21 protein-coding genes and 1 pseudogene are annotated in these 24285 nt (G+C 45.0%); 9 read left to right on the top strand and 13 right to left on the bottom strand.

What is annotated here, in order from left to right:
- Positions 1–5 precede the first annotated feature (5 nt).
- Positions 6–146 (top strand): annotated as a pseudogene (locus sps_RS00405) (globin domain-containing protein); the annotation flags it as partial.
- A 35-nt stretch (positions 147–181) separates the two neighbouring features.
- Here sps_RS00405 and hemF read toward each other — a convergent pair.
- From hemF to sps_RS00390, 3 genes are all read right to left on the bottom strand, one after another.
- Complete coding sequence (hemF, locus tag sps_RS00400; RefSeq protein ID WP_077750668.1) at positions 182–1105, bottom strand: oxygen-dependent coproporphyrinogen oxidase; 924 nt, start codon at positions 1103–1105, stop codon at positions 182–184.
- Positions 1106–1196: 91 nt separating this feature from the next.
- Positions 1197–1754: an L-threonylcarbamoyladenylate synthase type 1 TsaC gene (gene tsaC / locus sps_RS00395; RefSeq protein ID WP_077750667.1), complete on the bottom strand. Its 558-nt coding sequence runs from the start codon at positions 1752–1754 to the stop codon at positions 1197–1199.
- Between the two features lie 173 nt (positions 1755–1927).
- Complete coding sequence (locus sps_RS00390) at positions 1928–2491, bottom strand: DNA topoisomerase family protein (protein ID WP_077750666.1); 564 nt, start codon at positions 2489–2491, stop codon at positions 1928–1930.
- Between the two features lie 141 nt (positions 2492–2632).
- On the opposite strand from sps_RS00390, the gene sps_RS00385 reads away from it, so the two are divergent.
- A complete protein-coding gene (locus sps_RS00385) occupies positions 2633–4405 on the top strand; it encodes a collagenase (protein WP_077750665.1) in 1773 nt (590 codons plus the stop codon).
- 334 nt (positions 4406–4739) lie between these two features.
- Here sps_RS00385 and sps_RS00380 read toward each other — a convergent pair whose 3' ends face one another.
- From sps_RS00380 to sps_RS00370, 3 genes are all read right to left on the bottom strand, one after another.
- On the bottom strand, positions 4740–5213 hold the full coding sequence (locus sps_RS00380; protein WP_077750664.1) for a DUF494 family protein: 474 nt from the start codon (positions 5211–5213) through the stop codon (positions 4740–4742).
- Positions 5214–5215: 2 nt separating this feature from the next.
- Complete coding sequence (gene dprA / locus sps_RS00375) at positions 5216–6211, bottom strand: DNA-processing protein DprA (protein ID WP_472542682.1); 996 nt, start codon at positions 6209–6211, stop codon at positions 5216–5218.
- Between the two features lie 230 nt (positions 6212–6441).
- Entirely contained in the window at positions 6442–7542 is a 1101-nt protein-coding gene (locus sps_RS00370) for a LysM peptidoglycan-binding domain-containing protein (protein WP_077750662.1), read from the bottom strand.
- Between the two features lie 181 nt (positions 7543–7723).
- Here sps_RS00370 and def point away from each other — a divergent pair, with 181 nt between their 5' ends.
- From def to sps_RS00345, 5 genes are all read left to right on the top strand, one after another.
- Positions 7724–8236 carry a peptide deformylase gene (gene def / locus sps_RS00365; protein ID WP_077750661.1) on the top strand — a complete coding sequence of 171 codons (513 nt, stop codon included), beginning with the start codon at positions 7724–7726 and terminating at the stop codon, positions 8234–8236.
- Positions 8237–8243: 7 nt separating this feature from the next.
- Positions 8244–9203, top strand: coding sequence for a methionyl-tRNA formyltransferase (gene fmt, locus sps_RS00360; protein ID WP_077750660.1), 960 nt, complete (start codon positions 8244–8246; stop codon positions 9201–9203).
- Position 9204: 1 nt separating this feature from the next.
- A complete protein-coding gene (gene rsmB, locus sps_RS00355) occupies positions 9205–10482 on the top strand; it encodes a 16S rRNA (cytosine(967)-C(5))-methyltransferase RsmB (protein ID WP_077750659.1) in 1278 nt (425 codons plus the stop codon).
- Between the two features lie 10 nt (positions 10483–10492).
- Entirely contained in the window at positions 10493–11902 is a 1410-nt protein-coding gene (gene trkA, locus sps_RS00350; protein ID WP_077750658.1) for a Trk system potassium transporter TrkA, read from the top strand.
- A 102-nt stretch (positions 11903–12004) separates the two neighbouring features.
- Positions 12005–13447: a TrkH family potassium uptake protein gene (locus sps_RS00345; protein WP_077750657.1), complete on the top strand. Its 1443-nt coding sequence runs from the start codon at positions 12005–12007 to the stop codon at positions 13445–13447.
- 539 nt (positions 13448–13986) lie between these two features.
- Here the strand turns inward: sps_RS00345 and sps_RS00340 are convergent.
- From sps_RS00340 to hemG (sps_RS00330), 3 genes are all read right to left on the bottom strand, one after another.
- On the bottom strand, positions 13987–14361 hold the full coding sequence (locus tag sps_RS00340; protein WP_149027196.1) for a hypothetical protein: 375 nt from the start codon (positions 14359–14361) through the stop codon (positions 13987–13989).
- Positions 14362–14677: 316 nt separating this feature from the next.
- Positions 14678–15124: a hypothetical protein gene (locus sps_RS00335; RefSeq protein WP_077750655.1), complete on the bottom strand. Its 447-nt coding sequence runs from the start codon at positions 15122–15124 to the stop codon at positions 14678–14680.
- Positions 15125–15711: 587 nt separating this feature from the next.
- Positions 15712–16251, bottom strand: coding sequence for a menaquinone-dependent protoporphyrinogen IX dehydrogenase (hemG, locus tag sps_RS00330; protein WP_077750654.1), 540 nt, complete (start codon positions 16249–16251; stop codon positions 15712–15714).
- A 197-nt stretch (positions 16252–16448) separates the two neighbouring features.
- Here hemG (sps_RS00330) and sps_RS00325 point away from each other — a divergent pair, with 197 nt between their 5' ends.
- On the top strand, positions 16449–16754 hold the full coding sequence (locus sps_RS00325; RefSeq protein WP_077750653.1) for an ArsR/SmtB family transcription factor: 306 nt from the start codon (positions 16449–16451) through the stop codon (positions 16752–16754).
- A gap of 742 nt (positions 16755–17496) precedes the next feature.
- On the opposite strand, the gene hemG (sps_RS00320) is transcribed toward sps_RS00325, so the two are convergent.
- The 4 genes from hemG (sps_RS00320) to pepQ form a co-directional block, all read right to left on the bottom strand.
- Complete coding sequence (hemG, locus tag sps_RS00320) at positions 17497–18024, bottom strand: menaquinone-dependent protoporphyrinogen IX dehydrogenase (protein WP_077750652.1); 528 nt, start codon at positions 18022–18024, stop codon at positions 17497–17499.
- Positions 18025–18140: 116 nt separating this feature from the next.
- The gene (locus sps_RS00315) at positions 18141–19598 is read right to left on the bottom strand and encodes a TrkH family potassium uptake protein (protein WP_077750651.1); all 1458 of its coding nucleotides are present in this window, start codon (positions 19596–19598) and stop codon (positions 18141–18143) included.
- Between the two features lie 166 nt (positions 19599–19764).
- The gene (locus tag sps_RS00310) at positions 19765–20382 is read right to left on the bottom strand and encodes a YigZ family protein (protein WP_077750650.1); all 618 of its coding nucleotides are present in this window, start codon (positions 20380–20382) and stop codon (positions 19765–19767) included.
- 126 nt (positions 20383–20508) lie between these two features.
- Positions 20509–21828, bottom strand: a complete 1320-nt coding sequence (gene pepQ / locus sps_RS00305) for a Xaa-Pro dipeptidase (RefSeq protein WP_077750649.1) — start codon at positions 21826–21828, stop codon at positions 20509–20511.
- Positions 21829–22130: 302 nt separating this feature from the next.
- Between pepQ and fadB the strand changes: the two genes are divergently transcribed.
- Positions 22131–24284, top strand: a complete 2154-nt coding sequence (fadB, locus tag sps_RS00300; RefSeq protein WP_077750648.1) for a fatty acid oxidation complex subunit alpha FadB — start codon at positions 22131–22133, stop codon at positions 24282–24284.
- Position 24285 lies beyond the last annotated feature (1 nt).

The following is a 24285-nucleotide window of genomic DNA, read 5'->3' as shown; positions in this document are numbered from 1 at the left end:
GATTAGTTAAAATAGATGAAGAGATGCGAGATCAATGGCTGCTTTGTATGAGGGCGGCACTAGATATTGAGATTAAAAATCCACAGCACAGGGAAGTGATTTATCAGGCTATCAGCATATTAGCTGATAATATGCGTAACCAATAAACCTTAAGCATGGATTATTGGTTACGCCTAGTTAACTATCTACTTTCCAAACCCAACCAGTCTCTCGGCTTAAGAAAGTCGGTATAAAGCAAAGATTCTGGTGATCCGGCTTCCGGTGTGTACATATACTCCCAACGGACTAAGGGCGGCATCGACATCAAAATAGACTCGGTTCTACCACCGGTTTGCAGTCCGAACAAGGTACCTCTGTCATACACAAGATTGAATTCTACATAGCGTCCACGACGGTAAAGCTGAAACTCACGTTCCTTCTCACCATATTCAGTATCTTTACGACGCTTAACGATCGGTGTATAGGCAGTTAAGAAGCCAGTTCCTACCGCTTGCATAAACTCAAAGCTAGTATCGAATCCTTGTTGGTTTAAGTCATCGAAAAAGAGTCCACCGACACCACGAGTCTCATCTCTGTGAGGTAAATAGAAGTATTCATCACACCACTTCTTATACTTGGGGTAAACCTCATCACCAAATGGGTCACAGAAAGACTTCGAATGTTGATGCCACTCAATAACATCTTCCTCGAACGGGTAATAAGGAGTCAAATCGAATCCCCCGCCGAACCACCAAACCGGATCAGCTCCCTCTTTAGATGCAATAAAAAAACGCACATTTGCATGTGTCGTCGGTATATAAGGGTTATTAGGATGAATGACCAGTGACACCCCCATAGCCTCAAAGCTGCGTCCTGCAAGTTCAGGTCGATGGGCCGTTGCCGATGCAGGCATAGCTGCGCCTGTTACATGGGAAAAATTTACTCCGGCTTGCTCGAATACCGCACCTTTAGTTAGTACTCGGCTCTGTCCACCACCGCCTTCTTCTCGCTCCCAGGAGTCAGCTCTAAACGCTCCCTTGCCATCAAGCTGTTCCAAGCCTTCGCAGATTTGCTGCTGAAGGCCGAGTAAAAATGATTTTACTGCACTGATGTCAGGTACAGACATATAGATTCCTTTTCTTTTATATTTATAAGCTGGCACTTTTATAGCGTCTTCTATCTAAGTGCCTTTACCTAAGAGCTTTTATGTAACAGGCTTAACGTATGACCTTGCCGCTGATGGCATCGATAATCGTCGAAGGACTTGCCTCAAGGCCTAACGCTCCACTGGCAACGCCTGCTATCACACCTTCAAACTGTGCAATAACATCATCCACACTCATTGCCGGTTTTTGGCCAGTGATATTGGCACTGGTAGATACCAGAGGCTTACCTAACTTATTACAGATAGCTTGTATTCCAGGGTGAGCAGAGACCCTGACTGCCAATGAATTAAAGCTGCCACAGAGCAGCTTAGAAATATCGGGCCTTACAGGCATGATAAAGGTGAAAGGGCCGGGCCATTTAGAAAAAACAGATTCTAGCTGTTTTCGAGTCAACTGAGATTCATCAAGATAGGGCGCAAGCTGAGAATAATCGCTGGCGACTAAGATCAATCCCTTCTGCCAAGGGCGCCGTTTTAACTCGAGCAACTTTCCTATTGCTACATCATTATCTGGATCACAGCCTAAGCCATACACAGCCTCGGTTGGATAGGCGATCACGCCTCCATTTTCAATCACCTCAGAAATTTCTGATGGGTCTAACTGCAACATGTATCGCTACCTTCAATCAAATTTAATAATTTTAGCCATGAAAGAACTCACCGCCCCATCACTCAGGAGAGCCCAACAGGGGGGATTATACAGAGATTGTAAGACGAATAAATGAATAGAAATTATAGCCGAAGAAACCCATCCACTATGGCCTCCAAGGCTAATAAAAGCGCTTAGATTGTTCTTTTATATTTGCATGCCTTTTTAGGACATTCCAAACGTGATCCAGCGGCCCCTTTCCTTTCAACCAAGATACCGAAATCACACTCGGGACAGGCTTCGGCGACTGGAGGGTAGTTCACTAAGAACTTACACTTAGGGTAGCCACTACACGCATAAAAATTTTTACCAAACCGATTGGTTCTCTGCTCAATTTTTCCAGTTGTACAACTTGGGCAAGCTATCTGATCTTCCGGCTCCTCCTGATCATGCTTTTCAATATGCTTACAATCAGGATAGTTAGTACAACCAATAAAGATGCCAAACCGTCCAGACTTTACCGCCAACTCATGGCCACACTCGGGGCACTCTGAGCCAGGAATAACTTGAGTTTCAATTGATTCATGTTGCACTAATGGCCGGGTATAATCGCATACAGGATAACTGTTACATCCAATGAAACCGCCATGTTTACTGTGCCTAACCGATAGCTCACAGCCACACTTAGGGCAGAGTTCATACTCTTTCTCTAATGCATGTTCATGGGAACTAAACAGTTGGTCATCAATTTTAGACATGGGGTTCTCGGCTAGATCGGGTATTAACCATTTTACCAAGCAAAGCCAAAACAGGGAAATATCTTAGGAAAATAATTACCACTAGGTTTATACACACAACATGAGTATATTGTATGCAAAAAACACAATAGGATGAATCTTATGTTGCGCAAGTCAGTTCTGGCTCTGGCGATAGCTCTCCCTACACTTGTAGGACTATCGGCCTGTAGCACTTCACCTCATATCATCACCGACACGAGTCTATTACAGAAAATGACTCAAGCATCAGATGAAAAACTATTCGATGCCAGTAGTCCACTGCTTAGTCAAAGTGCCTTCGAACAAGCTGCCTTCAGGTTAAATAGTACAGCCAGCTTATCTGAAGCCAATAGCCTACTCTATTATTTAAGAGCCTTTAGTTACTTCGGCCCAATAGATGATTTAGATGAAAATAGCATTGCATTACTGACATCCGGGTTAACCAGCTTAGCTTCTACAGATGTTTTTGTTTCATCAGCTCGGCTGCAAGAGCAATTTGCCGTCACCCTGTATCGCTATTACGCCAACAACGAACAATCGAATGCGCTAGTAACATTGATCCCAATTCTCGATAAACAGTTTAACCAACTCGCTAACAGTACCAGTGCTCAAGAAAATGATTACGCTCTATGGGAAACCCTCCGGGCTTACGGCTTGCTTCTCAATGTCGCGAGAAAAGATAGTGATGGTGAACTTAATAAGACACTGCTGGAGCTGAGAGTCGATAAAACCTTATTGGATTTTGCAGGCTCAAAACACAGTATACGTAATGATAAAGACTGGCCTAAGCGTAATGCCTACTGGGCTCTTGGTCTATATCGCTTAGCACTACCAGCCAGTGAAGACGCTAGCGTCACTCAAGATGAAGCAGCTTTGGATAAGGCCATAGCCAATATAGCGAGGCAAGATATCAGTGTTAGAGGTGATGTAGCAAAGGATGCCTACACCCTAGGCTATCACGTAAACTCATTTGTAGGATTAGAAGAGTGTGAGAAGAATAGTGATGTCTGCCGCATCCCTGAGCAGAGCGAAATATTGCCTATCGAACATCATTGTTCGGACAGCTTATTTATTCTTGCACAAGACCTGAATAAGGAAGAACTGGCAATCAGCTGTACTAAGCTCACTTCTCAAGAATCTAATTTCCATACCTTATTAGAGACAGGAAACCAGCCAACGGCTAACGATTTTAATGACGCCCTCAGAGTCATAGCCTTCAAAAATTGGAGTCAATATAACGCTTACGGCCAATTATTATTCGATATCAGCACGGATAACGGTGGCATGTATATAGAAGGCACACCATCTAAGCCAGGTAATCAGGCAAGCTTCTTCGCCTACCGTCAGTTCTGGATTCAACCTGAATTCGCTATCTGGAATCTCAATCATGAGTACGTGCACTACCTAGACGGACACTTCATCAAATATGGCGGCTTCGGTCACTTCCCTGAGAAGATGGTGTGGTGGTCAGAAGGCTTAGCCGAATACATCTCTAAGGGTGATAACAACGCCAAAACCTTAAGAATAGTGAAGAAAAAACTTGATGAGGCTCCAACATTGGAAGAGATCTTCGCCACAGAATATAAGGACGGTTTAGAGCGAACTTATAGCTGGAGCTATATGGCCATTCGATTCTTGGCCGAGAACTACCACAAAGACTTCGTTCAACTGAGCCAATATCTTAAAACAGACTATTTCGAGGGCTATGATGAGTTACTTACTGAATTGACTCAGCATCAAGATGAGTTTAGTCGCTGGCTATCGGCTCGAGCAGAACAGTTTGATGATAGCGAAAATCAAGCTAAGCCTAGGCTGCACAAACAAAACCGCTATAGCTATCGAGATTACTTAGCCCCCGCACACCTGACAAAAGATGATGCTCACAGGCATTATTAATCAATTAAGGAAGACGAAGCTCATTTATGGGCTTCGAAGGTATTTCCCTCAAAGAAATATAGATGGTGGAAATGCCGATACTCTTGATCAAAGTAGGGAACATTTACGGCCGGACACAACGAACATTTATACCCATCCATGACAAATGTTCATAAGTATTCCGGACAAAAATCCCCTCTAACGCTGTCTGATCTCCTGAGATGGAGAAAATGCCAATAAATACCGGGAGTATTCATGGTCTTGCGCTCGGGGATAAATACTTCCATGTATAAAAAAGGAGGCTTAGCCTCCTTTCTTTTTATCACGTGAAGAGATATTCAATATAGAAGTGATGTTACGAATGTAACCTTCCATCGGGCTGTTCAAAGATAAGATCTTCCATTTTCTCGTAAGCAGACTCATTACCAGGCGCATTAAATAGCACCATAAGCACGACCCACTTGAGATCTTCTAATATTAACACCGGCTCATCAAGTTCCATGACACGATCTATGACCATCTCACGAGTTACAACGCTTAACACCTTGATTTGCTCTAGGAATAAAAGAAAACCTCTACATTCGACATCTAGCTTATCCATCTCATTCTGAGTATAAATTCTGAAAGAGTGTTGAGCATGATCACACAGGTAAGGCGTATCACCTTCCTGTAGCTCGGCTAAATGTTCAAGCCAAGAGATGGCTTTAGTTATCTCGGACTGATGAAAACCAGCACGGGTGAGCTCTTGTGTAAGCTCATCTTCATCCACTAGAAACTCTACTTCACTGTGAACATAGTTTTCAAATAGATACATGAGGACATCAAACATGGCTAGCTCCTCTTTAGTCTTATATAACCACCGGGTACTACAGCGACCCAACCTTGTAATTCAAGTTCAAGCATTTGCTCTAATACTAAATCTATGGCCTTTCCACTATGCTCAACCACATCATCTATTGTTGTGGTCTCATATCCTACACTAGCTAACAGTGAGGCAAATGGCAAATCAACGGCCTTAACCTCCCCTATATGGTGACGCCTTCTCAATTCTTCAAGGTGAAAATTCGATAAAGCCGCAACTTCTTCTATTATATCGGCCGCATTCTCTACAAGCTTTGCCCCATCTTTAAGAAGATCATGACAACCTTGGCTCTGACCTGCCAGAATATTACCAGGAACCGCGAACACCTCGCGCCCCTGTTCCAGTGCCAATTTAGCAGTGATGAGTGAACCACTTTTTCTGCAAGCCTCTACCACTAAGGTACCTAAAGATAGACCGCTGATAACCCTATTACGTTTCGGGAAATTACCCGCGAAAGGTTTAGTTCCAGGCCAAAACTCACTGACAATGGCTCCATGGTGCTGAATTTTTTCATATATAGCCCTGTGTCTACGGGGATAGATAACATCGGTTCCCGTTCCCAAAACAGCCAAGGTTCTTCCACCATTATCTATACATGCTTGATGAGCCGAACCATCGATACCCACAGCCATGCCGCTTACCACAGCAAAGCCCAACCCTGATAATTCAGCAGCTAACCGATAACCTATTTGTAGCCCAGTCTGTGACGCGGCTCTACTACCGACGATTGCAATACCAGGAAACTTCAATGCATGGAGATCTCCTTTGACGAATATGATAGTTGGCGGATCGATAATCTGCTTGAGCAAATAAGGGTAATTGGGATCGTCTAAGGTTAGTACATAATGGTCATCGGCAGCTTGTTGCCATGACAGGGCTGACTCTACGCGAGAAAAGTCGGGAGTGAGTGAACGCTTGAGCAGACTCTCTGGCAGAGGAAGCGCACCGGGCTCATGCTCTAACATCTGTCTGAGTTCCTCTACATCCATGTAGTTGAGTAGTTGTTGGATCCGAGCGGGTCCTAGCCCGGATACTGCGCTAACAACCAGCCAGTCGACCAGTTTATCGGTAATTCCTTCACCTCAATTTTCTAATTTACAAGCCCACAACCTGAATCAACAGATAATCCGTCATCTGCTAATCAGTGTATTTGTTCAATTCTTTTGCCTTATTGGCTTCTTTATTCGCTGACAGTTTATTCACTAATTAACAGCGCATCGGGTGTTACTAACTTATCTTCGACTCTTACGGGCCTCTCGTTAACCATGATGAGTCCCATACTGGTCTTGTCAAACACCTTAAACACCATCAACTTGCCTCGGTAGATATCCGGCATCTTGATAGAATTACCGGAAGAAACACTCGACAACATTGTCTCGTATGTACTTCGCTCTGTCGGTATTACTGGCTGGCCATCACCATTAATCACCACATCGATACCATCTTTATAAATAGAGAATACGTGACCAGATTCGACACCATCCTCGCTGCCTTTATCAATATAGACAACATCGAGCTTCCCCATCTCACGAAGATGCTTCTCTGATGCCAGCACAGATGCTGGAGACGCAAGCTCGGCAGCTCGAGGCATAAAATACGCGGACATCAATGAATCATCTTCGATTGGCAGCACTCTACTGCCTGCAACTGTTTCACGAAAATTACTCAGTAACTTAACTTTAGAGACTGGACCCGACTCGATGACACGGCCACTGGCTGTTAATATCGCCTCGACGCCAAGCTCGTCTCCCTCCTTGCTGACAAATTCGCGACCTTGCTCATAGACACCAAATTTGTCCCCCAAAGTAAGCTCGGCTTGAATATAGATAACATCGCCTACGACATGATGCCTGGACTCACTCTCGCCACCTAACACCATAGGTTGAGTGTCGAACCAGTCACCATCTACGACCCTGTTCTGAATCAAGTATGGTCTGATTAACGCAAGATCTATGGCGGGAATAGCCCCGTCTTTAGACAGTATTCTCCCTTCAGGAGACTTACGAATATGGGGCTTAACGACTAGTCTAGGTTCCCCGTCGATAAAGACTAAGGTCAACCTGTCGCCAGGATAAATGAGATGGGGGTTGGCTATTTGAGGATTCGCTCCCCAAAGCTTAGGCCAACGCCAAGGATCTTTCAGGAAGTGTGCAGATATATCCCAAAGGGTATCTCCCTTCTCCACTACATAAGAGTCGGGGTGACCTGATTTCAATGTCAGGGTATCTGCGAACACAAAGGAGCAATTTAATAAAATTAAACCGAGTAAAATTAATCGTTTCATCGGGGTATCCACGCTGTTTTTCCTCTATATGACAAACTCTTCCTTGCTGGAAGCACTCGAAAGATAAAACTAGTTTGATGATATAGAGAGCTTTTGCTGTTATTGATTGCCACTAAGGATTAAAATTGACCCATTAGCTAAAGTCAGTATAACCAACTGATTAGGATTTGACAGACTTGTTAAGAGTTTATGTATGAGTTTATTAAAAGTTTTACGTTTCCCCGATGAGAGATTACGCACGCTTGCTAAGCCTGTAACAGAGTTTAACACTAGCCTGCAAACTCAAATCGATAATATGTTCGAAACCATGTATGAAGAGAAGGGGATTGGCCTGGCCGCAACCCAAGTCGATTTTCATAGGCAGTTGATTGTCATGGATCTTCAAGATGAAGAAGAGAGACCCAAAGTCTTCATTAACTTGGAAATAGTTGCCAGCAGCGGCCACTTTGCCAACGAAGAAGGCTGTCTTTCTGTGCCCGGGATCTATGCCGATATTGAGCGTGCCGAGCACGTCACCATCAAGGCATTAGATCGTGACGGTAATGAGTTCACTCTCGAAGCCGATGGCTTATTCGCTATCTGTTTACAGCATGAACTAGACCACCTCAAGGGTAAGTTGTTTGTCGATTACCTGTCGCCCCTAAAGCGTCAGCGCATCAAACAGAAGCTAGAAAAAGCCGCACGACTAGAAGCAAAACAGGGATAGCCTAATCTTGAAACCATTAAATATCGTTTTTGCCGGTACTCCGGACTTCGCCGCTCGCCACCTGCAAGCACTTATAGACTCAGAACATAATGTGATTGCTGTCTACTCTAGAGCAGATAAACCGGCTGGACGGGGGAAAAAATTACAGGCAAGCCCGGTAAAAAGTTTGGCGCTAGAGCATGACATTCCTGTTTACCAGCCTAAGTCCTTACGCGATGAAGCGGCCCAGCAGGAATTGAGCGCTTTAAATGCCGACCTTATGGTTGTCGTTGCTTATGGTTTAATCTTGCCACAAGTTGTTTTGGATACCCCAAGACTAGGCTGTATCAATGTTCATGGCTCTATTCTGCCACGCTGGCGCGGCGCGGCGCCTATCCAAAGAGCACTCTGGGCCGGCGATAAAGAAACTGGTGTCACCATAATGCAGATGGACTTAGGTCTGGATACCGGGGACATGCTACTCAAAACTCAGTTAACTATCGAAGATGATGACACCTCGGGGAGCCTCTACGACAAATTGGCACTACAAGGACCTCATGCACTTATTCAAGCATTAGCGGGTCTGGCAAAAGGCGAGCTTAAAGCCGAGAAGCAAGATGAAGCTCTGGCTAACTATGCCGAGAAGCTAAGTAAAGAGGAAGCTGAGCTGGATTGGAGCAAATCAGCACTACAGCTTTGGCGGGAAATTCGCGCCTTTAACCCTTGGCCAATCAGTCACTTCACTCATCAAGATGCCAGCATCAAGATCAGGCAAGCCAAAATGAGTGAATCGATTAGCGATGCACCAGCAGGAACCATAATCTCTGCCGACAAAAATGGTATAGAGATAGCTACTGGTGAAGGCGTGCTGAGTCTGCAGAATATGCAATTACCGGGTAAGAAACCCTTGAGTGTCGGCGACATTCTTAATTCTCGCGGTGATTGGTTCACCCCAGGCACACGCTTAAATAATAAAGAGGCTAGCTGATATGAACTTGCGCGCGCTGGCGGCAAAAGTCGTATTTCAGGTGCTTGAGAAAGGCATCTCACTTTCTGTTGCCCTACCCGATCAACAGAAACATCTCGAGAATGGCAAAGATAAAGCACTCCTTGCCGAACTTAGCTACGGCGTGATGCGTCACCTGCCCCAGCTAGATAAACTGGTCAGTGACTGTATGAGCAAGCCACTGAAAGGCAAACAAAGAATCCTGCACCAGCTACTTCTCATTGGTTGCTATCAGCTCTATTTTACCCGCATTCCCAGCCATGCTGCGATTTCAGAAACTGCCGAGGCCTGCCGACAGCTTAAATTTGAAGGCCTAGTGAAAGTGGTCAATGGTGTATTACGTAACATTCAGCGCCAGGAAAAACCTCTGCCTACAGATAACGATACCTTAGCCTTCAACACTCCAGCCTGGATTGTTAAGCGCCTCAAGGCTGCCTACCCAGATAATTGGCAAGAGGTTATCGAGCACAGCCACCAGCGTCCACCAATGTGGTTGCGTAACAACAAACAATCACAAACTCGTGATGAATACCTTGCCGCCTTAGCCGAAATAGAAATCCCGGCAACAGCAGGCAAAAGCAGCGATGCTATCTTGCTCGAAAGCCCTCGCGATGTAGCTCAGCTACCAGGTTTTGAACAGGGCGCCACTTCGGTTCAAGATGGTGCTGCTCAATGGGCGGCCACTCTACTGGCCCCCAAAGAGGGTGAGCTAGTCCTCGATGCTTGTGCAGCGCCGGGAGGCAAAACTTGCCACCTGCTAGAGCAGGCAAATATCCAACTGGTCGCCGTGGATTTTGATGAGAAACGACTCGAGCGTGTACAACAGAATTTAGATCGCCTATCGCTCCAGGCCAAGCTAGTTTATGGAGACGCAGCAGATATCGATTCCTGGTGGCAAGGGGACAAATTCGATCGTATCTTACTCGATGCTCCCTGCTCGGCAACTGGAGTGATACGCCGCCACCCCGATATCAAATGGCTAAGAAAACAGTCTGATATTGATGAACTAGCCTCGCTGCAGAGTAAAATCTTAGATCATTGCTGGCAGTGGCTTAAGCCAGGTGGCACACTCCTGTATGCTACTTGTTCGATTCTCCCACAAGAGAATGAACAGCAGATCCGTTCATTCTTAGAAAGAGCCGATGATGCCACTCTGGTTCCTATTGATGAACAGCCAAACCCCGATGATATCGGCTGGCAAATCACACCGGGAACAGAGAATATGGACGGATTCTATTACGCTCGCCTAGTAAAGGGATAAAACAAAGGCAATGAAGATTATCATTTTAGGTGCCGGTCAAGTCGGTGGCACACTGGCTGAGAACTTAGTGGGTGAGAATAATGACATCACCATAGTCGATTCCGACAAGACGCGTTTGCGTTCATTGCAGGACAAATACGATCTGCGAGTCGTACTCGGTCACGGTGCTCATCCTGATGTACTCAAGGAAGCGGGCGCCGAAGATGCCGATATGCTGATCGCTGTGACTAACAGCGATGAGTGTAATATGGCAGCCTGTCAGATCGCCTATACCCTGTTTGGAACGCCAACTAAGATTGCCCGAATCCGTTCAGAGCAATACTTAGCGCTTAAAGACAAGTTGTTTATCAACAGTGAAACCAAACAAAGTGATAATCGAACTCGAGGCGGCTTCATTATTGATGAACTTATCGCCCCGGAACAACTGGTCACCGCCTATATTCGTCGCTTAGTAGAATACCCCGGAGCCCTACAGGTACTTGAATTTGCTGAGGGGCGTCTCAGTCTGGTCGCTGTAAAAGCCTATTATGGTGGCCCCTTAGTGGGCAACGCCCTCGCCGCTCTACGCGAACATATGCCCAATATCGATACCCGAGTCGCAGCCATCTTCAGACAAGGCCGGCCGATCATGCCCCGTGGAACCACAATCATCGAAGCCGATGATGAAGTCTTCTTCGTGGCCGATAGTCGCCATGTCCGTGCAGTGATGAGTGAGATGCAAAAACTGGATAACTCCTATCGCAATATCATGATTGCCGGTGGTGGTAATATTGGTATGGGACTCGCCAAGCAGCTACAGCGAAATCACTCGGTCAAACTTATAGAACATAGACAAGAGCGTGCCGAGATACTTTCTGAGCGATTAGAAAACACCACAGTATTTTGTGGTGATGCCTCAGATCAGGAGCTCCTGTTAGAAGAACATATCGACCAGACCGATGTCTTTATCGCCGTCACTAATGACGATGAGGCCAATATCATGGCCGCCCTGCTGGCTAAGCGTATGGGTGCCAAGAAGGTAATGGTACTGATCCAGCGTGAGGCTTACGTGGATATCGTTCAGGAAGCCAATATCGATATCGCCATATCTCCTCAGCAAGCCACGATATCGGCACTCCTGACCCATATACGTCAAGGTGATATCTGTAACGTCTACTCACTACGCCGCGGCGCTGCCGAGGCCATTGAGGCTATCGCACATGGCGACTCTAAGACCTCTAAGGTCGTAGGTAAAAAGATAGGCGAAATCAAGCTGCCACCGGGTACAACTATCGGTGCCATAGTAAGAGATGAAGAAGTGCTGATGGCTCATGACAAGACAGTCATAGAGCAAGGTGACCATGTCATCCTCTTCTTGGTAAACAAGAAGTTTATCGGTGAGGTAGAAAAACTCTTCCAGCCGAGTGCTTTTTTCTTTTAATGTCTTCCATCAAACACTTTTGAATAGTGGCTTGGCTGTTAACTCAGTTTTACTGGGGAAAATAGAGGCTGGCCGCTCGTTTGCTTTTCAAAGGATTGAGTTATGCTGAACTTTCGGCCGCTGCTGTTTATCTTGGGCATATTTCTGTCGACCTTGACGGTATTTATGTTTATCCCATTACTCTTTGCACTTATCTATAGCGAAGAAACCGTGGGGGCCTTCATGATTTCATCTCTGGTCACTGCCACGGTAGCCACCGCTTGCATGCATCAGGGAAAAAGCCAAAAGCTCCATCTTAATATCCGCGACATGTTCTTACTGACTAGCCTTACTTGGCTAATCGTCAGCATTTTCGCAGCAATGCCTTTCACCCTCTATCACGGCATCAATTATACCGATGCCTTCTTCGAGACCATGTCAGGAATAACGACTACAGGCTCGACGGTATTATCAGGCTTAGATAATATGGATCACAGCATATTAATCTGGCGTTCCCTATTACAATGGCTCGGCGGTATTGGTTTTATCGTGATGGCTGTGGCTGTACTCCCTTTTCTTAATGTCGGTGGTATGCGGCTCTTTAGAACAGAATCCTCGGACTGGAGTGACAAGGCTATTCCCCGTACTCAAGACATGGCCAAGAATCTCTTCTATATCTATATCTTACTTACGGTACTCTGTGGTTTCGCCTACCATATGGCAGGCATGAGTTGGTTTCAGGCGATCAATCATGCCATGACCACCCTCTCCACCGGCGGCTACTCCACCTCCGATAGTTCCATGGCAGCCTTTTCAGATAATGCTCATTGGGTCGGTACCTTCTTTATGGCGGCCGGAGGCTTGCCAATGCTGATGTTCGTCAACTGTATCCAACAAAGATCTTTACTAGTATGGAACGATGCCCAGGTTAAAGGCTTCCTACTATTCATCTTTGCAGTGTCATCTTGCATGGCGATTTGGCTTTGGAACGGTCACGAGATGCCACTGATAGATGCCATCCGTCTCGCTAGTTTTAACGTGGTATCTGTGGTCACGACTACAGGTTACGGATTAACCGATTACACAGCCTGGGGAGCACTTGCCAATGTGACCTTCCTGTTCTTAATGTTCGCCGGTAGCTGCTCTGGATCGACCTCTGGTGGCATCAAGATCTTCCGTTTTCAGATAGCTATCGCCATCATGCGTGAACAGCTTAAGCAGCAGTTTCACCCTAACGGTGTATTCAAGGAAAGATATAACAACCGGCCCATTGGTGACGATATCGTTCGCTCCCTAGTAACCTTTATCTTGCTTTTCATGTTCGTAATTGTCGCGCTTTCAGTCATATTAGTCATGACGGGACTCGATCCCACCACCAGTTTCACCGGCGCTGTCACAGCTGTGACAAACGTAGGTCCGGGACTAGGGAGTACTATCGGACCTTCAGGCAATTTCTCTAGCTTACCCGATGTGGCCAAGTGGGCACTAGCAATTGGTATGTTGTTGGGACGCTTGGAGATACTGACGGTAGCGGTGTTGTTCCACCCAGGCTTTTGGAAATACTAGTTCGAAGTATTTGGTTCGAGTTTGAATTGGATTCATTTAGCAGATTTTGATATTTGGTAAGTTTATTGAAAACCAGAGCTCCATTGGTATTTATTGCTTGCAGCAGGCTTAAGTGCAAACGCTTCTGTGACACGGCACAAGTATATCCCTATAGCCTCTGCGACAGCGTCCTTGCAGTCGAAGGTCACAGCCGTGTTCACACCAGAATATTTGCTTCTTCGATTGAAGGTTTATAGTCAGTCACTAACACGTTTTTGGACTGGAATAAGTAAGAGCATCGCGTCTAGCTAAGGTTACTTTGACCAAAAAAAAGTATCTTAATTTACTCGAAGACCCTAATTCGCTCCGCCTCCTATATATTCTATACAAACCTGAGTATTATTTTTTACTTCGCTAACAATCATAATGATCTCCGAAGCCTAACGCCAAGCTAACTCGCACGAAGCCTTGCTTATATTCTGGCGAAGCAAAATTACCAAGCGTGAGATGTCGATTTTAGTGCCTTGTTAGCCTTCAAACTACTTTACGATGTGTTTTTTTCAAACAACTCTTTTATGTTTTCTTGCAAACGGTCTTTCTTTTTTTATGGTTGATTCAAAATCGTTCTCACCCTCTACACGATAAAACTCCCAGTCCTGAGTAAAACCATCAAGCCAAAAAAGTTCGTTATCAACTGGGAAGTCCAGTTTTACATTTGCAAAGTTACATAACTGACCTAGAAATTTTCGTAGCGACATGATCGTCATTCCAATTCCGTCAGCATGGATAAAGTATGGTTTGTATGAATTGGGTTCAAATTCAATTGAAGCGGTATACCTTGATTTACCTTTACTGTGAATGCCAAATTCAGTGGCTGTATCCTTGTATACATTTAATAAATCAATAAGTTGATCAATGCTTTTATTTGCTTTCATATCTTTCACCCACTCCTCAAAACCATCATGCTTAGTCACTTGCTCTTTGATGAATGGGACTAATTTCCCTGGAGGAGAGATAGGAACACTATTGCGATCAAACTCAACAAAATACGGTGAGTTATCAGGGAATAACCAACGATAAACATATTCAATGTCTATTTCTATCTCTATAAACTCATTATTTGATGCACAAAGAAGCTAGTGCTCTGTACTAAGTTAGCCATGTACTAGCGAGCGATTTATACAACAAATAGCATGACAGCCTTGGCGAATCTTGATTTAGATGCTTGCTATATTGCTATAAATACAATGTTTAGAATGAGTTGTAAGTGCCTAAAAAACGTTCTCTTGAACTGGTTTCATCTCCACCAAGCAAAGCCTCATTCACTTTAATTTTTATGGGTTCATCATTCTGTGAAAATTCTACAAAAACAAACTCCATGTAATATTTAACAAAATATTGATTCTGGTCACCTAGCGTCTTGTTTTGATCCATAGGTTTGAACGAATTTGAATGGATAAATGAAATATCTAGCGTTGGTTCACTATTTTTATAATACCCTACATTGGCTTGAACTAACTTAATTTCAGCACCTTTTAGCTCTGGCATTTTTTCATTTATGTAAGCCCGTGCTTTTTCTTCGAGTAATTCAACATCAAGAGTAGCAACCCCTTTCCAACTAAGCTTTTTTGTTTTGGCATACAAATTCCCATGAAGTAGGAAAAACAAAACAAAAGTCAAAACAATCAAATTTTTCATAATGTGAAACCATCTCCATACCACCTAAAAACATAACGTCTTAGTATTTATTTATCGTGTTGTTTGCAAAGCATAAATCACTTGTTGGACTTGGCCGCTGCCGCATCCATGTTGCTTAGTATGCTTTATGCTATAGGAAATTTCTTTTCTGGAGTAGTCGTTTTTATACCGTTCACAGTTAATTGTTTGAGCTTTATCGCTTCCATATCATAGCCTTTATCATCTTTTCGCTTACAGGCATTGGCTAAAAAACCAAAAATAAAGGGGGCGGAGAAAATAAGGCAAAACAGCCTCAAGTTTCATTCGAAAGCTAACAAGCTTTGGGACATTTAGTGTTGGGGAATCCCCAAAAACCACAATCGAAGAGGAAAATAACTCAGTGTAGATTCGGCTTCAAGGACGAAGCCGCAGAGCGTATAGGGGTATATTCACAGCGTGCCGCAGAAGTGTCTGCACATACCCTTCGGGAGGCAATAAAAAGCAATGTAGGTTCGAGCTTCAAATACACAAACCCAATATCAAACTCAGCTAGAAGCTTAAATTCGAACTAAGAAAATGCAACCAGCCTTCATTCGAAGGCTGTTAAATCATTTTGCTAGGCTAACCAAATGATTAGCGTAAACCTTAACATCTTCCCAGTCGGTGTAGTCGATCACCGACTTAGGATCTGTTGGACCATCTGTCATCTTCATAATCATCTGAATAGCGAGTCTGTCCCACCAACGCCATGAGGGGTAATCTACCTTACCAGCGATGACTTTGACGTCCTTGGGTTTCCATGGAGAAAGCTCGATAAACTTCTGTAGATACTTGTTATTTTCAGGGATGCGCTTCTCGGGATTACGAGCGACAACGTTAACACTATAAAAACTACTGGGAATACGATTTAAAGCGGTTTGATGTTCAGTGGCAAAGGCGAATACCGATTTGTCATAGCTGCCATAAAGTACGCAGGCACCTAAGGCGACACAGTCATATTTTGACCAATCCAAGCCACTTTTTGCCGCCTCACTGATATGCATCACAGTGCATCTGTTACCGCTATTTTCAATTTGCTCGGCAACGGCTCGGCTGATCCTGGCGGTATGTCCACCTCTGGAATAATAAAGTACCAGTACTGACTTCATCAATATGTCCAATTCAAAACTATTTTCAGCGCTTATTGTTGCAGCAAGTCATTTCAGAAACACAGGAATTGATCACAAATTAGCGATAGCTCATATAAATAGAAGTCAAAATTGAGATCTAGCACTGGGTTAGTATCATTGTCTTAGCTTAACGGCTCAATTAGAATAAACTAATCCAGAGTGAAGTGAGTACAGATATGCAAAAAGATATCGATGTAGATGCCATGGTGACCAACGCTGAGAATGCGGCTAAGTGGCTAAAAGCGATTGCCAATCCGAATCGATTGATGATCTTGTGCCTGCTACTGGATAATGAATTGAGTGTGACTCAGTTGAATGAGACCGTCCCCCTCAGCCAGTCGGCTCTGTCTCAGCATCTTGCCGTGTTAAGAACTCAGGATCTGGTGTCTACACGTAAGAGCTCTCAGGTGGTGTATTACTCACTCAAGAGTGAGCAAGTCACAGAAATCATCTCGATCATGCATAAGCAGTTTTGTGCTTAACTCTTAAAGCAATAATCAGCCTGATTTATAAAAAATACCAGTCATTCGGCTGGCATTGCTATTTTAATCACAGCCATCACCGCAAACTATCTATCAGTAAAAGCCTTGGCGAACTCTTCGACTTGATCCCAATCTGTGAACTCATAGGTGCCTGATGTGTCCATGGACGACCCCTTGGTCATCCACGAACTTTTAGCACCTAACCATTATCTATCAGTAAAAGCCTTGGCGAACTCTTCGACTTGATCCCAATCTGTGAGCTCATAGGTGCCTGATGTGTCCATGGACGACCCCTTGGTCATCCACTACTTCTCACCCACGAACTTTTAGCACCTAACCATTATCTATCAGTAAAAGCCTTGGCGAACTCTTCGACTTGATCCCAATCTGTGAGCTCATAGGTGCCTGATGTGTCCATGGACGACCCCTTGGTCATCCACTACTTCTCACCCACGAACTTTTAGCACCTAACCATTATCTATCAGTAAAAGCCTTGGCAAACTCTTCGACTTGACCCCAATCGGTGAGCTCATAGGTGCCTGATGTGTCCATGGATGATCCCTTGGTCATCCACTGCTTCTTACCCACGAACTTTTAGCACCTAACCATTATCTATCAGTAAAAGCCTTGGCGAACTCTTCGACTTGATCCCAATCTGTGAGCTCATAGGTGCCTGATGTGTCCATGGACGACCCCTTGGTCATCCACTACTTCTCACCCACGAACTTTTAGCACCTAACCATTATCTATCAGTAAAAGCCTTGGCGAACTCTTCGACTTGATCCCAATCTGTGAACTCATAGGTGCCTGATGTGTCAGTAGGCCCCTTGGTCATCCACATGATGAAACGGATCATGGTCTTATCGAAGAAGCGATACTTAGGGTAATCAATCTTACCGGCAAAAACGCCTAACTGTTGCGGCTTCCATAGAGACAAGTCCAAAAACTTCTTCATATAAGGATTAGTTTCCGGGGTGTTCTTCTCTGGCTTTCTGGCGACAACATTCACGGTAAAGAAGGCATTCTTCTTTGCATTCAGTACAGCTTGATGACGGTTAATATACTGATACAGCTCAGGCCTATGCTTACCGTAACGAATACTGGCGCCGATCAAAATCTTATCGAAGTAAGAGAGGTTTAACCCTTGGGCCTCTTCCAGTGAAGCCAAAGTCACACTATCACCCGCACCTTCGCTAATCCCCTGCACAAGCTCACAGATTGCTTTTGTTTGGCCATCGACGGTGGAGTAGATAATTAACGTATTGCTCATCAGATTTCCTGAATAATGAAGGTAGAAATTTAAGCGGCCTTTCATGGCCACTTTGTCTATATCAATTAAATAAAAATGTAGCCAGTAATGCTATAAGGTAAAGGTTTAATTCCATCTTAATTTCGCCAAAAAGTAGGCGTAAACAGAACCAGAAGTGTAAAGACTTCTAGTCGGCCAAATAGCATAGCCAGCAAGAGTATCCATTTAGAACCATCATTGATGCTGGCGTAATTACTTGCCACTTCGCCTAAACCTGGACCTAAGTTATTTAAACAAGCCGCAGTTGCGCTAAAGGCGGTGATATTATCCATCCCCATCCCCATCAATGCCAGCATGCAGATGACAAAAACCAGGGCGTAAGCCGAGAAAAACCCCCATACCGCATCGATCACGCGCTCGGGTAAGGCTTTATTACCGATCCGTATCGAGAACATTCCTCTTGGGTGTACCAGGCGCTTTAGTTCACGGGAGCCCTGCTTAAGTAACAAGATCATTCGTATCACCTTGATACCGCCTGCAGTCGAACCACCACAGCCACCGATAAAACTGGAGAAGATAAGTAACATAGGCAGAAACAACGGCCACATGTGGAAGCTTTCAGTACCGAACCCTGCCGTTGTCGAAATAGACACAGCCTGAAACAGGGCGTAATCGAAAGTCTCTTCCGGAGAATCATAGATCCCAGAATGATAGAGAGTCGCGAAGCAGATCGCGGTCAACACAAGCTGCACTATTATGAGCACCTTAAACTCGGCGTCTTTAAAGTAAACTCTGAGATTAATACCGCGGCGGGTGAAGGCTGCAAAGTGAAGGCTGAAATTGAGCGCTGCGATTAACAGGAAGACCACACAGACAATGTTAATTGCCGGGCTATCGAAATGCCCTATACTGGCATCATAGGTAGAAAACCCGCCGATAGCGATAGTAGAAAAAGAATGACATATAGCATCGAATACATTCATTCCCGCAACCCAGTAAGAGAAGGCGCAGGCGACAGTCAGTAGAAAGTAGATATACCATAAAGCCTTAGCTGTCTCGGCTATTCTAGGAGTCATCTTACTGTCTTTCACCGGTCCAGGCATCTCGGCGCGATAGAGCTGCATTCCCCCAATACCCAGCACAGGCAGAATGGCGACGGCCAAAACAATGATCCCCATGCCACCCAACCATTGCAGCAGATGTCGATAGAAGAGTATGGCTTTGGGAAGAGAATCTAAGCCCACAATCACAGTAGCACCTGTGGTAGTTAAGGCCGAAAAAGACTCGAAGAAGCTGTCGGTAATAGATAAATCCGGCTGACTTGAGAAAATAAAAGGCACGGCACCGATAGAGCCCAGTACTCCCCAAAAAAGTACCACTAATAGGAAACCTTCACGGGTTCGCAGATCTTTCTTGTGTCTACGATTGGGATACCAAAGAATAAAACCGAGAAATAGACTCAATACAAACGCCTGAATAAATGCAGTTCCTCCCCCATCCTTATAGATCACCGCCACCAGAGCCGGTGGCAGCAGAGACAGGGAAAACAAGCCCATGAGCAAACCTGTTATTCTTATTATCGTTCTATATTGCATCTAGGCCTATCTATTATCCATTAGCGAAACTCACTCGACATAAAATGAGAGCGAGAAAAAACGCACATTTTGTTATTTTCGCACATTTCGATAACTCAGCACAGAGACAAATAATCTTGCTCAATCACCACTAATACCAACTGATATAAGCCTCTTGAGGCTGAGATCACTCCAGCTCAAAATTAGCTTTAAGCTTTCCCTGACTCATGGTGGCTAAGTCAGTATTCAATTTGTCTTGATATCGCTTAGGAAGTTCAAAGGTCACAAGCACTTTGTCGGTAAAAACTCTGTCTATTATCACGCCGTCACCTAACTTAACTTGATACTCTACATCCTGAAGCTGGCCATAATCACACTCCAGTAGGCCCGGATAGCGGATCTGTTTAAGCTCTGTTTGTAACTGAGTCAGTCCTTGTCTGATCCCCGAACTATAAGCTCTGACTAAACCACCCACTCCTAGCTTAGTACCACCGAAGTAACGCACCACTATGGCCCCTATCTCGCCCACACCAGATCCCTGTAAAGTAGCCAACATGGGACGCCCCGCACTCCCGGCAGGCTCTCCATCATCGCTGGAACCGATAGCCATGCTGTTACCGGGCTCTGCATTCACGAAAGCATAGCAATAATGGCTAGCTCCGGGGTATTCACCCTTAACGTTAGTAAGTGCACACTTCAGCTCATCCGTAGACTGGCAGTGAAAAAGAAAAGAGATAAAGCGGCTATGCTTTATCTCCTCTTCTATTACTAATTCGGCGGATGGAATTTGATAACTATCAATCAATACAAGTCAGCCTCAATCATAAAATAAACATAAATAATAGGTTACCGATAAGCCAAAAAATTTAAGTTGCAGTTATTCAAAAATAACGCCACGCAGTGGCTCACATAGAGATGCGCAACAGATCTATCAACCTAAACCACAATCACGAGTCATATTCTCGTTTCTATCTGCATGGACGATAACATTATCTTCGATACGAATGCCGCCGAATGGACGTAATAGATCTATAGTGTCCCAGTTGATCTGTGCCTGATGTTTATCTTGTTTCAAGCCATCGAGCAAGGTGTCTATGATATAGATGCCAGGCTCTATGGTCAGCACCTGATTCACGGCTAAGGTACGAGTGCAACGCAGGAAAGGATGCGCATCTGGTGCTGCAATATGGGTGCCGCGCTCATCATGAAGATAACCCCCCATGTCATGGACTTGTAGCCCTAACATATGACCTAATCCATGGGGGAAGAAAACACTGGTGATCCCCTGCTCCACCAAGCTCTCAACATCCCCTTTGGCTATATTAAAATCTAACATAATCTGGGCGACTTTCTTATGAGTCTCAATATGCAGATCAACATATTTAACTCCCGGCTTCATCATATCTACCAGCTCAAGCTGTGACTTGTTCATCGCCTCGATCAACTCGCTGAAAATATTTTTCTCGAAGGCGTAGGTGCGGGTAATATCTGAGGCATATCCAGAAAAATTAGCCCCTGCATCGATAAGAAATGACTTTCTCGGATGAGGACTCGCATGTTCAAGCTTAGTGTAATGCAAAATCGAAGCATTCTGGTTAAGCGCGATGATATTGCCGTAGGGAACTTCATTCTCACCCTGACAAGAAGCATTCAGGTATTCCTGCTGGATCTCAAACTCGCTGCCGCCATTATAAAAGGCCTTTTTAGCCGCTATGTGGCCATGGACAGCTATCTCGTTAGAGTGTCGCATACACTCGAGCTCATATTGAGTCTTGGTTGCTCTATGATAATGAAGATAACTCATCACGGCATCTGGGTTTCGAGTCTTAAACCCAAGCACTTCGGCGACATCTAAGTGCTCACCTATGTAAGCCCAATTGCCAATATCTTTTGGTAGTAATTCGGCAACCTTATCGGCTTTGGTCAGCATTTTTATCTCTACATGTTCGCTCCAGAATGCATCGGGAACATCGGCAACCTTATGCCAAAAATCTACCGGGCGAAAGAAAATCAATTGCGGCTTATCCCGGCCATTAACTAACAACCAACAATGGGGATTATCCAAAATAGGTAGCCAGGCCTTAAAGTGCGGATTGACCTTAAAAGGATAATCCATATCGTCTAAAAACTGTCGATGAGGTTGGCCCGAATGGATCACCAGGCCAGATAAATTTTCTCGGGTAACAATGTCCGCCACACGACGGTTCAGTTCGGTGATGTGAGCAAGATAATGGCTAGCGAGCTGATCCATGAGTGACTTCCTGTTGTTAGTTGTTCTTATTACTAAATAAGGTATAAGTATAGTAAATACCAGACTCGCTTTTCAGCGCCAGTTAACTAGACTATTTATTCCTGTATAGCAGCTGAAAGCAGTCTAACATAAAGCACAAAAATACCTCCACCAAAGCGGGAATCAAACAAGTGTTTAAATTGGGTGTTGTAATTTATCTAAATTCGTCGCACACTGAGTAGTAACTGGTCAGATGATGACCTGCGCTGAGATAGAAGAATAACCCCTAGTTAAGACGGGTATCACGCAAAAGGAAGCAAGCAATGATCTACCAAAGTCCTACGATTCAGGTTGAGTTACTTGAAGATAATATCGCTCGGCTATGCTTTAACGCACCGGGTTCAGTCAACAAGTTAGATAGAGAAACGATTGACTCTCTTAACGCTGCACTCGATGCAATCAAGCAAAATTCAGACATCCAAGCTTTAGTCCTGACTTCAGGTAAAGGCGCCTTTATTGTTGGCGCCGACATCACTGAATTCTTAGGCTTGTTCGCACAGGATGATAGCGTGCTACTCCCTTGGATAGCAGAAGCGAATGTCGTATTTAATAAGTTAGAAGATCTTCCCTTTCCAACTATCTCAGCCATCAATGGCTTTGCACTAGGTGGCGGTTTCGAAACCGTACTAGCGACCGATTTCCGCATTGCCGATTCCACGGCAAGAGTTGGACTACCTGAGTCTAAGCTGGGACTTGTTCCTGGTTTTGGTGGTACGGTTCGCCTTCCACGCCTAATTGGTACAGATAACGCGCTCGAGTGGATCACTAGCGGTAAAGACCAACGTCCTGAAGCGGCACTAAAAGTCGGCGCAATCGACGCTATTGTTGCACCAGAGAACTTACAAGCTTCAGCAATTCAGATGCTGAAGGATGCCGTCACAGAAAAACTCGACTGGCAGACTCGCCGTGCTCGCAAGCAGGCACCACTTACACTACCTAAGCTAGAAGCTATGATGTCATTCGCCACAGCGAAAGGCATGGTATTCAAGATAGCGGGCAAGCATTACCCTGCACCTATGACAGCCATCAGCGTTATAGAGCAAGCTGCAAACCTTAAACGAGATGAAGCCCTTAAGATAGAGCATCAGGCCTTTGTTAAGTTAGCCAAGACAGATGTGGCCCAGGCATTGATAGGTATCTTCCTCAATGACCAGTTAGTAAAAGGCAAGGCTAAGAAAGCCGGAAAACTGGCTAAGAAAGTCGACACAGCTGCCGTATTGGGCGCAGGCATCATGGGTGGCGGTATCGCCTACCAGAGCGCCAGCAAGGGCACGCCTATCGTCATGAAGGATATTGCACAGCCAGCTCTGGATTTAGGTCTAGGGGAAGCGTCTAAGCTTCTTGCTGCACAGATTAAACGTGGTCGCTCCACACCAGAGAAGATGGCTAAGGTGCTTAACAACATCACAGCAACTCTGGACTACACCCCGGTTAAAGATGTCGACGTAGTCGTCGAAGCGGTTGTCGAACATCCTAAGGTCAAGTCTATGGTATTGGCCGAAGTTGAGCAGAATGTTGCCGACGACGCCATCATCACCTCTAATACATCTACCATCTCGATCAATTTGCTGGCTAAGGCGCTTAAAAAGCCTGAGCGCTTCTGTGGCATGCACTTCTTCAACCCGGTACATAAGATGCCACTGGTTGAAGTGATTCGTGGTGAGAATAGTTCTGAAGAGACTATCGCAACAGTTGTTGCCTACGCCAGTAAGATGGGTAAAACACCTATCGTAGTGAATGATTGCCCTGGCTTCTTCGTCAACCGCGTGCTGTTCCCTTACTTTGCAGGCTTCAGCGGCCTACTCGCCGACGGTGCTGATTTCGCCGCTATCGATAAAGTGATGGAGAAACAGTTCGGTTGGCCTATGGGCCCAGCATACTTACTCGATGTTGTCGGTTTAGATACAGGTCATCACGCCCAGGCTGTTATGGCTGAAGGCTTCCCTGATCGCATGGCGAAAGAAGGCAAAGATGCTATCGATATCATGTTCGATGCTGATCGCTTCGGTCAGAAGAATAGCAAAGGTTTTTATGCTTACTCAGTCGACCGTCGTGGCAAGCCAAAGAAAGATGTCGATGCCGTTAGCTATGAATTGCTAGGTACCGAATTCGGTGAGCTTAAGCAATTCGAGTCCGATGAAATCATCGCCCGTACTATGATCCCTATGATCATAGAAACCGTACGCTGTCTCGAAGAAGGTATTATTGCTTCACCCGCTGAAGCTGATATGGGTCTAGTTTACGGTATAGGTTTCCCACCATTCCGAGGCGGTGTATTCCGCTACATAGATACCATGGGCGTAGCAAACTTTGTTGCTCTCGCCGATAAATACGCTCACTTAGGTGGCCTATATCAAGTAACAGATGCCATGCGTGAACTTGCCGCAAATAATGGCAGCTACTACCAGTCTAAATAAG

The sequence above is a fragment of the Shewanella psychrophila genome, assembly GCF_002005305.1.
Lineage (GTDB): Bacteria > Pseudomonadota > Gammaproteobacteria > Enterobacterales > Shewanellaceae > Shewanella > Shewanella psychrophila.
The sequence above is the reverse complement of the archived record's forward strand: the minus strand, read 5'-3'. Positions and strand labels throughout refer to the sequence as shown.